Origin of the sequence: Pleomorphomonas carboxyditropha (assembly GCF_002770725.1) — a bacterium.
Taxonomy (GTDB): domain Bacteria; phylum Pseudomonadota; class Alphaproteobacteria; order Rhizobiales; family Pleomorphomonadaceae; genus Pleomorphomonas; species Pleomorphomonas carboxyditropha.
On record NZ_NQVN01000015.1, the window covers coordinates 87,745 to 100,762 of the forward strand.

The 13,018-nt window shown below is 67.8% G+C and carries 13 protein-coding genes; 5 read left to right on the top strand and 8 right to left on the bottom strand.

The features are described 5' to 3' along the window. Positions 1 to 83 precede the first annotated feature (83 nt). Together rimO and CJ014_RS18930 are read left to right on the top strand one after the other, a co-directional pair. A complete protein-coding gene (gene rimO / locus CJ014_RS18925) occupies positions 84 to 1,418 on the top strand; it encodes a 30S ribosomal protein S12 methylthiotransferase RimO (RefSeq protein ID WP_100082054.1) in 1,335 nt (444 codons plus the stop codon). 149 nt (positions 1,419 to 1,567) lie between these two features. Continuing rightward, positions 1,568 to 2,404, top strand: coding sequence for an EF-hand domain-containing protein (locus CJ014_RS18930; protein WP_100082055.1), 837 nt, complete (start codon positions 1,568 to 1,570; stop codon positions 2,402 to 2,404). A gap of 56 nt (positions 2,405 to 2,460) precedes the next feature. On the opposite strand, the gene CJ014_RS18935 is transcribed toward CJ014_RS18930, so the two are convergent. The 5 genes from CJ014_RS18935 to nrdR are packed head-to-tail and all read right to left on the bottom strand — an operon-like array spanning position 2,461 to position 7,163. Next, positions 2,461 to 3,675, bottom strand: a complete 1,215-nt coding sequence (locus CJ014_RS18935; protein ID WP_100082056.1) for an ArgE/DapE family deacylase — start codon at positions 3,673 to 3,675, stop codon at positions 2,461 to 2,463. Continuing rightward, positions 3,672 to 4,946 (bottom strand): allantoate amidohydrolase, encoded by a 1,275-nt coding sequence (locus CJ014_RS18940; RefSeq protein ID WP_245427447.1) that lies wholly within the window; start codon positions 4,944 to 4,946, stop codon positions 3,672 to 3,674. Before CJ014_RS18940 ends, CJ014_RS18935 begins: the two co-directional genes overlap by 4 nt. Then, on the bottom strand, positions 4,943 to 5,452 hold the full coding sequence (gene uraD, locus CJ014_RS18945; RefSeq protein ID WP_100082057.1) for a 2-oxo-4-hydroxy-4-carboxy-5-ureidoimidazoline decarboxylase: 510 nt from the start codon (positions 5,450 to 5,452) through the stop codon (positions 4,943 to 4,945). Before uraD ends, CJ014_RS18940 begins: the two co-directional genes overlap by 4 nt. Before the next feature lie 51 nt (positions 5,453 to 5,503). Further along, the gene (gene ribD / locus CJ014_RS18950) at positions 5,504 to 6,697 is read right to left on the bottom strand and encodes a bifunctional diaminohydroxyphosphoribosylaminopyrimidine deaminase/5-amino-6-(5-phosphoribosylamino)uracil reductase RibD (protein WP_100082058.1); all 1,194 of its coding nucleotides are present in this window, start codon (positions 6,695 to 6,697) and stop codon (positions 5,504 to 5,506) included. A 7-nt stretch (positions 6,698 to 6,704) separates the two neighbouring features. Then, the gene (gene nrdR, locus CJ014_RS18955) at positions 6,705 to 7,163 is read right to left on the bottom strand and encodes a transcriptional regulator NrdR (protein WP_100082059.1); all 459 of its coding nucleotides are present in this window, start codon (positions 7,161 to 7,163) and stop codon (positions 6,705 to 6,707) included. 57 nt (positions 7,164 to 7,220) lie between these two features. On the opposite strand from nrdR, the gene CJ014_RS18960 reads away from it, so the two are divergent. Next, positions 7,221 to 7,775 carry a GNAT family N-acetyltransferase gene (locus CJ014_RS18960; protein WP_100082060.1) on the top strand — a complete coding sequence of 185 codons (555 nt, stop codon included), beginning with the start codon at positions 7,221 to 7,223 and terminating at the stop codon, positions 7,773 to 7,775. Positions 7,776 to 7,825: 50 nt separating this feature from the next. On the opposite strand, the gene wrbA is transcribed toward CJ014_RS18960, so the two are convergent. Further along, entirely contained in the window at positions 7,826 to 8,425 is a 600-nt protein-coding gene (wrbA, locus tag CJ014_RS18965) for an NAD(P)H:quinone oxidoreductase type IV (RefSeq protein ID WP_100082061.1), read from the bottom strand. 221 nt (positions 8,426 to 8,646) lie between these two features. Here wrbA and CJ014_RS18970 point away from each other — a divergent pair, with 221 nt between their 5' ends. Both CJ014_RS18970 and CJ014_RS18975 read left to right on the top strand, forming a co-directional pair. Continuing rightward, complete coding sequence (locus CJ014_RS18970; RefSeq protein WP_100082062.1) at positions 8,647 to 9,675, top strand: Atu2307/SP_0267 family LLM class monooxygenase; 1,029 nt, start codon at positions 8,647 to 8,649, stop codon at positions 9,673 to 9,675. 149 nt (positions 9,676 to 9,824) lie between these two features. Continuing rightward, entirely contained in the window at positions 9,825 to 10,013 is a 189-nt protein-coding gene (locus CJ014_RS18975; protein ID WP_100082063.1) for a hypothetical protein, read from the top strand. A gap of 32 nt (positions 10,014 to 10,045) precedes the next feature. Here CJ014_RS18975 and CJ014_RS18980 read toward each other — a convergent pair whose 3' ends face one another. Both CJ014_RS18980 and metG read right to left on the bottom strand, forming a co-directional pair. Continuing rightward, the gene (locus tag CJ014_RS18980) at positions 10,046 to 11,224 is read right to left on the bottom strand and encodes an NAD(P)/FAD-dependent oxidoreductase (RefSeq protein ID WP_100082064.1); all 1,179 of its coding nucleotides are present in this window, start codon (positions 11,222 to 11,224) and stop codon (positions 10,046 to 10,048) included. A gap of 192 nt (positions 11,225 to 11,416) precedes the next feature. Beyond that, entirely contained in the window at positions 11,417 to 12,961 is a 1,545-nt protein-coding gene (gene metG, locus CJ014_RS18985; protein WP_100082065.1) for a methionine--tRNA ligase, read from the bottom strand. Positions 12,962 to 13,018: the final 57 nt, after the last annotated feature.

Here is a 13,018-nt window from a genome sequence, read left to right on the forward strand (position 1 = left end):
GGCGAATTCATGCCGGCCATCTTGACGGCGCCGGAAAAGCTCTCCATGCATCTCGACCTCAAAAACTCGGGATTTCGCCTTAAATGACCATCGACGCCCGCTCCGATACCGCTCCGAAGATTTCCTTCGTCAGCCTCGGCTGCCCCAAGGCGCTGGTCGACAGCGAGCGCATCGTCACGCACCTGAGATCGGAGGGCTACGAGATCGCCCGCCGCCATGACGGCGCCGACGTGGTGATCGTCAATACCTGCGGTTTCCTCGACAGCGCCAAGGCCGAGAGCCTCGACGCCATCGGCAAGGCGATGGCCGAGAACGGCAAGGTCATCGTCACCGGCTGCATGGGCGCCGAACCCGAGCAGATCCGCGATGCCTTTCCCGGCGTCCTCGCCATCACCGGCCCGCAGGCCTACGAAAGCGTGATGGGCGCCGTGCACGAGGCCGTGCCGCCGGCCCACGATCCGTTCGTCGACCTGGTGCCGCCGCAGGGCGTCAAGCTGACGCCGCGCCACTATGCCTATCTCAAGATATCCGAGGGCTGCCACAACCGCTGCAGCTTCTGCATCATCCCCAAGCTTCGAGGCGATCTCGTATCGCGGCCGGTGACCGACGTGCTGCGCGAGGCGGAGAAGCTGGCCAACGCCGGCGTCAAGGAACTGCTGGTCATCTCGCAGGACACTTCGGCCTACGGCGTCGACATCAAATACCAGACCGGCATCTGGAAGGACCGCGAGATCCGGGCGCGCTTTTACGACCTCGCCGCGGCCCTTTCGGAATTCGGCATCTGGGTGCGCCTCCACTACGTCTACCCCTACCCGCACGTCGACGAGGTCATTTCCCTGATGGCCGAGGGCAAGGTATTGCCCTATCTCGACATTCCCTTCCAGCACGCCTCCCCGAACGTTCTCCGGGCCATGCGGCGGCCGGCGCACCAGGAGAAGACGGCCGAGCGCATCGCCAGATGGCGGGAGATCTGTCCCGACCTCGCCATCCGCTCGACGTTCATCGTCGGCTTCCCGGGCGAGACGGAAGAGGATTTCCAGATGTTGCTCGACTGGCTCACCGAGGCGAAGCTCGAGCGCGTCGGCTGCTTTAAATACGAGCCGGTGAAGGGCGCGGGCGCCAACGATCTCGGCCTGCCGCCGGTGCCGCCGGAAGAACAGGAGCGCCGCTGGCATCGCTTCATGGCGCACCAGCAGGGCATCTCGGCAAAGCTCCTGCAGCGCCGGGTGGGAAAGCGCATCCCGGTGATCATCGACGAGGCGAGCGGCACGGTCGCCAAGGGCCGCTCCAAGTGGGACGCGCCGGAGATCGACGGCGCCGTTCACCTGCAAAGCCGCCGTCCGATGCGCGTCGGCGACATCGTCACCGCCAGGATCGAGCGGGCCGATGCCTACGACCTCTGGGGCACGGTGGGCTGAACGCCGGACGGGTCCGGCACAACCGGTTACCATCCGGAAAAGCCAGGCAAATCCGGATACAATAATCCCTGCCTGACTTTACGGGCGAACGCGTCAAAAGGCTGACGCGCGATCATGCGCGCCTCCCAACGCGGGAGCCTATCGAAGCCATGAGCGTTTCCTCCCTGACCTCGTCCTCCTCTTCCCTGTCGCAGTTGCAGTCGCTGTTCGCCAAGATCGACACCGACAAGAGCGGCACCGTGAGCGCCGAAGAACTATCGGCGGCCGCCAGCGACAATTCCACCGCATCGGACGCCCTGTCCTCCCTGTCGGATCTCCTTTCGACCGCCGACGCGGACGGCGACGGCGCCCTGGCGGGGCCGGAATTCGAAAGCGCCTTCAACCAGTTGTCGAGTGACATGCAGTCGGCGCTGATGTCGATCCAGGAGGGCGCCGGCGGCGCCCCCTCCTTTGCCGACCTCGACACCGACGGCTCGGACAGCCTGAGCTTCGACGAGTTCTCGGCCGGCGCGCCCGAGGAGCTCACGTCCGACACCGAGGCGCTTCAGCAACTCTATACGTCGATCGACAGCGACGGCGACGGCTCGGTGAGCCAGGACGAATTCACCGCCTTCGTCGGCGGCGGGTCTTCGGCGACGAGCGCCGCGTCGGCCGACACGTCTTCGACGCAAAGCACGAGCTCTTCGGGCGGAGCGGCGGCGGGCGGTTCGTCCGCGGCCGGCGGCGCCTCTTCGACCAAGGAGATCGAGAGCGAGACGACCGTCACCAATCCGGACGGCAGCACGACGACGACCATCACTTACACGGACGGCACCAGCACCACGACGACCACGCCGGCGTCGCCCGCCGCCGCGGCCCAGCAGAATCGTGACGGCGAGACGGCGCAGTCCGGGCAAGGCAATGTTGCCGGACCGGCCATCTCGGCCTACCAGTCGATGCAATCGGCCGGCGCTGAAACCAGCGCAAGCCTCGACGTCGCGGCGTGAGCCGGTCTCCCGGATCGCTTGAGAAACTGAGGTACGCCGACCGGAGCGGCGTACCGTCAAGCCGCCAGCAGATCCCTCAGCGTCAGCGCGATCACCTCGGTCGCCGCCTTGAGATCGGATAGCTGGACGTGCTCGTCGGCGGCGTGGGCATTGGCTTCGAGGATGGAGCGCGGGCCGGCGCCGTAGAGAACCGTCGGAATGCCGGCCGCCGAATAGTGGCGGGCGTCGGTGTAGAGCGGCACGCCGGTCGGCTCGACGGCAACGCCGAGCACGTCCCTGGCGTGGCCCGATATGGCCGCCACCAGCCGGTCGGCGCCCGGCAGTTCGCGGAGCGGCTCGGCCAGCATGATGCGCCGGCACTCGACTTCCAGCCCCTCGACCTTGGGGGTGGCCGCCTCGATCAGCGCCACCAGCTTCTCCTCGACCTCGGTGCCGACCTCTTCGGGAATCAGCCGGCGATCGAGACGCAGGGCGACGCGGTCGGGCACGACGTTGGTGTTGATGCCGCCGGAAATCAGGCCGACGGTGAGCTTGGGCGAGCCGATGCCCTTTTGCGCCGACACGGTGCCGCCGAGGCGGTGCCGCTCGTCGTAGAGCGCCTTCAGGATGGGGACGGCGTGCTCCAGCGCGTCGACGCCGGTCTCGGGCATGGCCGCGTGCGCCTGCCGGCCGCGCACGACGATCTCCATGTGCAGCACGCCGTTGTGGGCGGTGGTGATGGCATAGGAGAAGCCGGCGGAAATGGCATAGTCGGGCTTCGACAGGCCCTGCTCGATCAGGAAGGCCGGACCGACGAAGCCACCCGCCTCCTCGTCGAAGGTGAGGTGCAGTTCCACCGTACCATCGAGCGGCAGCCCGGAGTCGATCAGCGCCTTCAAGGCAAAGGCGTAGGTGGCGAAGTCGGACTTCGACACGGCGGCGCCACGGCCATAGACCGCGCCGGCCTTTTCCTCGGCGCCGTAGGGCTGCGTCGTCCAGCCGGAACCGGGCGGCACCACGTCGCCATGGGCGTTGAGGGCGATCACCGGCCCGTTTCCCGATCCGAACACGTGGCGGACGATCAGGTTGGTCACCGAGCGCATGCCGTTCTGGCGGACGAAGGGCTCCGGCACCGGATGCCGCTCGACCTGGAAGCCGAGGGCTTCGAGCTGGCCGGCCGCCGCCTCGGCGATCGGCGCGCAATCGCCGGGCGGGTTGTCGCTCGGCACCCTCACCAGGGCTTTCAGGAAGTCGACCTCGGCGGCGAAGGCGGCTTCGATAATGGCTTTCATGTCCGGTCCCCCGAAGATGCGGCGTCGGCCGCCAGCCGCTCGACGGCCTTGATCAAGGCTTCCACGGCGAGGCCCATGTCGTCAATGGCGGCGAATTCGGCCGGGTTGTGGCTGATGCCGCCGCGGCAGCGCACGAACAGCATGCCGACGTCGGTGAGATGATGCAGGGCGTGGCCGTCGTGACCGGCGCCGGAGGCGAGCCGCCGCTCGGCAAGGCCGAGATCGCGCGCGGCCTCTGCGAAAGCCTCCTGCAAACGTGGGGCGCAAGGCGTCGTCGGGCTCTCATAGAATTTTTCCATGGTCACCGAGACGCCGCGATCGTTTGCGATCGCCTGAAGGCGCGTTTGCAGTTCGGCGATGGCGGCCAGGCGCGGCGCGTCGGCGTCGGCGCGGATGTCGAGCGTGAACACCACCTCGGCCGGAATGACGTTGACGGCGCCGGGCCTTGCGGCGAGACGGCCGACGGTGGCGACCATCTGGTGAGCGCCGCCGGCGCGCGCCACCTCCTCGATGGCCAGCATCATCGCGGCGCCGGCGGCCAGGGCATCGCGGCGCAACGCCATCGGCACGGTGCCGGCGTGGCCCGCCTCGCCGGCGACGGTGACGGAAAAACGCGACTGGCCGGCGATGGAGGTGACCACGCCGAGCGGCAGACCTTCGGCTTCCAGCACCGGCCCCTGCTCGATATGCACCTCGATATAGGCGAGCGCTTCGTCGCGTGCATAGGCGGCGGATGAGGCGGCATCGGGGTCGCCCCCGAAGGCGACGAGCGCGTCGCGCAAAGCGATGCCGTCGGCGTCGCGGGCGTCGAGGTCGGAGGGCACAAGGCAGCCGGCCACCGCCGAGCTGGAAACCAGCGTCGTCGGAAAGCGGACGCCCTCCTCGTCGCCGAAGGCCAGCACGTCGACCCCGAACGGCAGCTCGATGCCGCGGGCCCGGATCTCCTCGACGGCGAGGATGCCGGCGACCACGCCGAGCATGCCGTCATAGCGGCCGGCGTTCACCACCGTGTCGATGTGCGAGCCGATCAGCAGGCGTCGGTTGCCCGCCCTCCCCGGCGCCGTCGGCTTCAGGCGGCCGCGCACCGTGCCGAGCGCGTCGAGCCCGACGTCGAGGCCGGCGTCGCGCATCCACGCGGCGACCCGATCGGCCGCCGCGCGATGGGCCGGCGACAGATAGAGACGGGTGAGATTGCCGTCGCCATCGGAGAAGGCGGCCAGTTCGGCGAGCATCGCTTCGGCGCGGATGCCGAGTTTCGTCGGCGTTCTCAAGGTGCGACCCGGTCCTCGATCCGGAAGCGGAAGATGCGAGCGATCTCGTCGAGCGCGCGCTCGAATTCCGCTTCCGGGCTGTTGCCGAGCCGTTCCTCGAAGGCGTCGAGAATCTGCGCCTTGGTCGCCCCGCGTACGGCGAAAATGAACGGGAAATCGAAGCGTTCGCGATACGTCCGGTTGAGCGTCTCGAAGCGGGCGAATTCCTCGGGCGACAGCGCATCGAGCCCGGCGCCGGCCTGCTCGCGGCGCGAGTCGTCGGCGATGGATTGCGCCTTGGTGGCTAGATCGGGATGGGCGCGGATCAGCGCCAGCTTGGCGGCACGGCCGGCGCCGCGCAACGCCTGCTCGAAGGCGGCGACGATGGCGTCGCGGTCGGAGAAGGGGCGCATTTCCTCGGCGGTCTCGGCCACCCAGGGAGAATACTCGGCAACGTCGCCGAAAGTGGCCATGAAGGCCTTGGCACCCAGGCCGTTCACGTCCTGGACGGTCATCGGAAGGGTCATCGCGGTCCCCGTTCGAACTTGCAAATCATTTACCGCACGAGGTTGGCAAAATCACAGGGGTTCCGCAATAGGCCTCCGGATAGGCCTTACGGGTAGACGAATGTCATGGATCGAGGTGCGGCCGTCGATGCGGGCGAGGTGCAGCAATCGATCCTCGCCGAACGACCGGCCGGCGACGATGCGGAAGGCGCCGGCGTCGGACAATTCGGTGAGCGGCAGGTCCGGCGCCTCGCCGCCGGCCGTCTCGCCGGAGACGATCACCGTCGCCTCGTCGACCATGCCCGCCTCGAGCAGCGACCGCGACAGGCGCGCCCCGCCCTCGGCCAGCACCGAGCCGATCCCCAGTCCGCCCATCTGGAACAGGACATCGGCGAGGTCGATGCGACCGGACGCCTCGCGTTCGGCCGTCAGCACCAGCACGCCGCGCTGGAACAGGGCCCTCACCCGGTCTTCCGGCGCGTCGGGCGCCACGAAGATCCAGGTCGGCGAGGTGCGGGCCAAAGCCACGACGTTGGACTCCACCGGCGTGCGCGCCTCGGCGTCGACGACCACCCGCACCGGCGAGCGGGTCTCGCAGCCCGGCAGGCGGGCGGTGAGACGGGGATCGTCGGCGATGATGGTGCCGCTGCCGACCATCACCGCGTCATGCAGCAGGCGCAGGCCGAAACCATGGGCGCGGGCGGCGGCGGAAGCGATCGGTCGCGTGCCCTCGCCGGTGCGCTCGACGCAGCCGTCGGCGCTGAGCATCAGGCGCAGATGGACATGCGGCCGGTCGAGGCGCGAGCGGGCGATATGTCCGGCGTGCAGCAGCGCCGCCTCGCCGGCGTGGACGCCGCTCGTCACCCTGATGCCGTTGCGCTCGAGGATGGCGAGGCTGCGGCCGGAATAGCGGGGGTCGGGATCCTCGATGCCGACCACCACGTGGGCGACGCCGGCATTGACCAGCGCGGTGACGCAGGACGGCGCCGAACCGCCGTTGAGGCACGGCTCGAGCGTGACGTAAAGCGTGGCGCCGCGCGCCCGGTCGCCGGCGGCGGCCAGCACCAGCGCCTCGGCGTGCGGCCGGCCGCCGGGCGCCGACACGGCGCGGGCGATCACCTCGAAGCTCTCCGGCCCCTTGCGCACCAGGATGGCGCCGACCGAAGGATGCGGCCGGGCGACACCGGCATTGCGCCAGCCCAGGGCGATGGCGGCGGCCATGAAACGGCGATCGAGTTCGGTCGGCTGGCCGCGGGCCACCGTCATCACCGCCTCACTCGCTGTCGGCGTTGAGCTCGCCGAGCACGCTCTCGAAATCCTTGGCCTCGCGGAAATCGCGATAGACGGAGGCGAAGCGCACGTAGGCGACGTCGTCGAGCGTCTTCAGCCCCTCCATGACCAGCCGGCCGATCAGCCCGGCCTCGATCTCGCTCTCGCCCATGCTTTCGAGCTGGCGGACGATGCCATTGACCATCCGCTCGACCCGCTCGCTCTCGACCGGACGCTTGCGGAGCGCGATCTGCACCGAACGCATCAGCTTGTCGCGGTCGAAGGGCACGCGCCGGCCCGAGCGCTTGATGACCGTCAGCTCGCGGAGCTGCACGCGCTCGAACGTGGTGAACCGGCCGCCGCAGGCGATGCAGACGCGGCGGCGACGGATGGCGGTGCCGTCTTCGGTGGGGCGGCTGTCCTTCACCTGGCTGTCGTCATTGCCGCAATAAGGACACCGCATGGGGCTCACTCTCCGTCGAATCTGCTAAAGCGGCACTATACCGATGCGGGGTGGGCGATGCCACAGAGCCGAAGGACACGGGCGCCGGAGATCGAGACCGACCGGCTGATCCTGAGAGGGCACCGGCGCGACGACTTCCCGGCGCTGGCCGCCATGTGGGCCGATCCCGAGGTGACGCGCTTCATCTCCGACCGACCGGCCACCGAGCATGAAAGCTGGATGCGCTACCTGCGTTACGCCGGCCACTGGATCGTCATGGGCTACGGCTTCTGGGCGGTGATGCGGCGGGATACCGGGGCATTCATCGGCGAAATCGGCTTTTCCGATTTCAAGCGGCCGATCGACCTGCCGGTCCGGGGGCTGCCGGAGGCCGGCTGGGCCTTCGTGCGCTCGGTTCACGGCCAGGGATACGCCGGCGAAGCACTCGCCGCCTGCCTCGCCTGGGCCGACCGGGTGGCGCGCTTCCCGCTGACCACCTGCATCATCGAGCCGGACAACGCTCCGTCGATCCGGTTGGCCGAACGGGCCGGCTACGCCCGGGCCGCCACCATCGCCGGCACCGACGGCGCGCCGGTCGGCCTATATGAGCGCACCCGGCCGAAAAATAAATAAGCCCCGGAATCCCTGGGATTCCGAGGCTCGATGATGCGGGTACGTCGCGATCAGCCGAACAGCTTGGCGGCGATCTTGGCGACGTGGGCGCCCTGATAGCGCGCCGCCTCCAGCTCGATTTCCGAGGGCTGGCGCGAACCGTCGCCGTCGGTGATGGTGGAGGCGCCGTAGGGCGAGCCGCCCTTGACGGCCTCGACGCCCATCTGGCCCTGGAAGGCGTAGGGCAGACCGACGTAGGCCATGCCGTGGTGCAGGAAGGTGGGGATCAGGCCGAGGATGGTCGATTCCTGGCCGCCGTGCTGGGTGGCCGACGACGTGAAGGCCGAAGCGACCTTGCCGACCAGCTTGCCCTGGGCCCAGAGAGCGCCGGTCTGGTCGAGGAAGTTGCGCATCTGCGAGGCCACGGTGCCGTAGCGCGTGCCGGCGCCGACGATGATGGCGTCGTAGTCGGCCAGCTCGTCCGGTCTGGCGATCGGCGCGGCCTGATCGACCTTGTAATAGGATGCCCTGGCGAGCTCCTCGGGCACCAGTTCCGGCACGCGCTTCACATCGACCGTGGCACCCGTCGAGCGAGCCCCCTCGGCGACGGCGTTGGCCATCGTCTCGATGTGACCGTAGGCGGAATAGTAGAGTACGAGAACCTTGGCCATTTCGGATATTCCTCGATCAGGGCCGGCTCCGCCGGCGAAAGCTATGGCTTGAACTTATCCGTCCGAGCGGCTACGCAAAGTCACGTAATGGGCGACACATCTTTCACCCAGGGTGAACGATCCACCCCTTTCGCGGTCGCATTCTGGCATCCAAATTGATCGGAAATCGCCGCCGGCGGCTTCGCGGCGCGCTTCCAACGCTCTCAATCGGGAAATCGATCATGGAATTCGGCATCGACAGCTTCGTCTCGACCACCTGGACCCCGGCCAGCAAGACCGGCGATGCCGAGCGCATGGCGCGGCTCCTGGAAGAAATCGAAACGGCGGAGGCGGCCGGGCTCGACGTGTTCGCCATCGGCGAGCACCACCGCGAGGAATATCTGGCGTCGGCGCCGGCGGTCATCCTGGCCGCCGCCGCGGCGCGGACCAAGGCCATCCGCCTTGCCAGCGCCGTGACGGTGCTGAGCTCCGACGACCCGGTGCGGGTGTTCCAGCAGTTCGCCACGCTGGATCTGATTTCCAACGGCCGGGCGGAAATCATCGTCGGACGTGGCTCGTTCATCGAATCCTATCCGCTGTTCGGCTTCGACCTCAGGAACTACGACGAATTGTTCACCGAAAAGCTCGACCTGCTGCTGACCATCCGCGACAACGTCAAGGTGACGTGGTCGGGCGAGCATCGCGCGCCGTTGACCGGCCAGGGCGTCTATCCGAGACCGGTGCAGAAGCCGCTGCCGGTCCGCATCGGCGTCGGCGGCACGCCGGCCTCGTTCGCCCGCGCCGGACTGATGGGCCTGCCGCTGGTGGTCGCCATCATCGGCGGCGAGCCGCACCGCTTCCGGCCGCTGATCGACCTCTACCGCAAGGCGGGCGCCGAGGCCGGCCATCCGCCGGAAAGGCTCAGCGTCGGCGTGCACGCCGTCGGCTTCCTCGCCGACACGGCCGAAGAGGCGGCCGACATCTACTGGCCCGGCTACGAGCGCACCTTCTCGAAGATCGGCCGCGAGCGCGGCTGGGGACCGACGACGCGCGCCCAGTACGACGCGCTGCGCGGACCGACCGGCGCTCTGGTGATCGGCGGTCCGAACGAGGTCATCGCCAAGGTGCGCCATATCGACGAGTCGCTCGGCGGCATCGACCGCCTCACCCTGCTGCTGCAGGGGCCGGAGCTGCCGCACGCGGCGGCGCTGCACTCCATCGAACTGCTCGGCAACAAGGTGAAACCGGCGGTCAACGGCGGCACCGCCTGATCTCCGCCCTTTCGGAGCGGCCCGAGGCATCGCCGACGGCCGGTCTCCGCCGTTGTTCAATTTTGAAAGACAGTGTGCGAAAACGGGCAGTATGAATCGTTTTTTCGGGCGCCTATATCGATCTCCGGCAGCCAATTCCGGAGGCGATCATGCAAGACATCCTGACCTTTTTCATCACCCGCGAGAGCTTCCGACGGTCATTGCCGACGCACACCGCCGAGGCCGACCAGCGCTTCTACGACACGGCGGCGCCGCTGGCCGGCAAGGTGCGCGCCGCCCGGCGGCGGCTCGCCCGCTGGCGTCACCGCCTGCCCCGTCAGGAGACGACCGGCATTTGATCGGAAGGCCGGCGGCCTGGTTCCGCCGGCCTTCAAACGATGTTCTTTTCCCTGACCTGGCGGCCCTCGCGAACCCGGGCGGGCGACAGCTCGGAAAGATCGAGGCTCCGGTAGCCGCCATGGACGACGAGTTCGGCAAGGCCGCGGCCGACGGCCGGCGCCTGTTGCAGGCCATGGCCGGAAAAGCCGTTGGCGAGCAGGAAGTTCGGCAGCTCCGGCAGGGCGCCGAGCAGCACGTTGTCGTCGTAGGCGCACATGTCGTAATAGCCGGCCCAGGCGGCGCCCGGCTTGATGCGCTCGAAAGCCGGGACCCGCGTGGCGAGGGTCGGCCAGATGTGGTCCTCGAACAGGTTCCAGTCGACGTCGAAATCGTCCTCGACCTCGGGATCGGCCTCGCCCGACGGCGCCCAGCCGCAGATGAAGCCATCGCTGTCGCCGCGCACATAGGTGCCGTTGGGATCGATCAGCAGCGGGCAATGCTCGATTTTGTCTTCCGACTTGAAGGTGAAGATCATCCGCTTCTTCACCTCGATGGGAATGTCGATGCCGGCCGTGGCGGCGAGCTTGCGGCCGTCGGCGCCCGCGGCATTGATCACCGTGCCGGCGCCGATCACCTCGCCGTCTTCGAGACGAACGCCGGTCGCCTTGCCGTTGTCGATTTCGACGGCGACAGCACGGGATGGCCGGTATTCGATGCCGAGCGACCGCGCCTTCCTGCGAAAGGCCTGCATCATGCCGTAGCCGTCGAACCAGCCCTCGCCGCTGCGGCCGAAGCAGCCGGCCGAGAGATCGTCGACGCTGAGCCAGGGGAAGGTCGCCGCCAGCGCGGCCGGCTCCAGGAAGGCGATGTCGGCGCCGAGCTCGACCTGCAGCCTGTGGTTCTCGGCAAGCGTTTGCCGCCCGGCATCGGTGGCGAGGAAAAGATAGCCGTCCTCATGGAAGCCGATGTCCGGCCTGTCGCCGTCCACCTCCAGTACGTCGCCTATATTCCGAATGAATTCAATTCCATATAGCGATATCTTAATGTTCACCGCCGTGGAGAATTGCTGGCGGATGGAGGCGGCCGACAGCGCCGATGCGCATTTGCGGTAGGAAAGATCCTTCTCCAGCACCAATACCTTGCCGGAAAAATCGGGATTGGCGGCAAGATGATAGGCAGCCGACGACCCCGTCACGGCGCCGCCGACGATCACGACATCATAGTGAGCCATTTGAGAACCTGATTGCCCCATGGGCGCGCGAGGCGCCCGATGCGGCCATCAGAAATTCAGCTCCCGATACTGTCAAGCGGACGGCAGCTCAACGCGCCGGCAGGCGCTGCACAAACATTGCGCTGATGCCTCGGCGAGCAGTTCGGCTTCCGGACGACGGCTGTCGCCCGGAGCCTTCGTCCGCTCGCCGCCTCAGTCGGCCGCCTTCTCCACGTAGCGCGGGAAGATGCCGACCGGCGCCGGCAACGCGTTGCCACCGGCAAGCGCCCCGCCCTCGCCCAGGCTGTCGAAGGCGCGCCTGTCGGCCGGCACCGCCAGGAGGTCGAGCAGCTTCTCCATCGAGGCCGGCATCACCGGCTGGATCAGGATGGCGACGTTCCGGAGCAGCTCCGCCGTCACCCACATGATGGTGGCAAAGCGCGCCTCGTCGGTCTTGCGCACCGTCCACGGCGCCTCGGCGTCGAAATAGCGGTTGGCTTCGCCGAGCACCGCCCAGATGGCGTTGAGCGCCTGATGGATCTGCTGCGTTCCGATCGCCTCGCGGCAGACCGGCAACAGGCCGTAGACGCTCTCGAGGATCGCCCTGTCGGCTTCGGTGAGCGCGCCCGGCGTCGGCAGCACGCCGCCGAGGTTCTTGGCGATCATCGACAGCGAGCGCTGCGCCAGGTTGCCGAGATTGTTGGCGAGGTCGGCGTTCATGCGGCCGACGATCGCCTCGTGGCTGTAGTTGCCGTCCTGGCCGAAGGAGACCTCGCGCAGGAAGAAGTAGCGCACCGGGTCGAGGCCGTAGGCGTCGACCATCTCCTGCGGCCCGACGACGTTGCCGACCGACTTCGACATCTTCTCGCCGCGGTTGAACAGGAAGCCGTGGGCGTAGACGCGCTTCGGCAGCGGCACGCCGGCGCTCATCAGGAAGGCCGGCCAGTAGACGGTATGGAAGCGGACGATGTCCTTGCCGATGATATGCAGCGCCGGCCAGAATTTCCGGAACAGCTCGCTGTCGGTGTCCGGGTAGCCGAGCGCCGTGATGTAGTTGGTCAGCGCGTCGACCCAGACATACATGACGTGCTTGTCGTTGCCCGGCACCGGGATGCCCCAGTCGAAGGTGGTGCGGGAGATGGAAAGATCCTTGAGCCCGCCCTTGACGAAGCTCACCACCTCGTTGCGGCGCTCGTCGGGGCCGATGAAGTCCGGCTGCTCCTCGTAGAGCTTCAGGAGCTTCTCCTGATAGGCGCTGAGGCGGAAGAAGTAGCTCTCCTCCTCCACCCATTCGACGGGCGTGCCCTGCGGGCCGAAGCGGATGCCGTCGTCGGAGACGATGGTTTCCTCCTCGCCGTAGTAGGCCTCGTCGCGCACCGAATACCAGCCGGCGTACTTGTTGAGATAGATGTCGCCGTTCGCCTCCATCGCCTTCCAGATGGCCTGGCAGGCGACACGGTGACGCTCCTCGCTGGTGCGGATGAAATCGTCGTTGGAGAGGTTCAGGAGGGTGGCCATCTCCTGGAAGCGGGCCGAGTTGCGGTCGGCGAGCTCGCGGGCGGTGATGCCCTCCTTGCGCGCCGTCTGCAGCATCTTGATGCCGTGCTCGTCGGTGCCGGTCAGGAAGCGGACGTCGTAGCCGTCGAGCCGCATGAACCGCGCCATCACGTCGGTCGCCATCGCCTCGTAGGCATGGCCGATGTGAGGAGCCCCGTTGGGGTAGCTGATCGCGGTCGTGATGTAGAACGTCGGTTTCATGAGTTCGCTTCAGGGTTTCGATGGTGCCGGACGGAAGGTCGCAAGACGCGTCCAAAA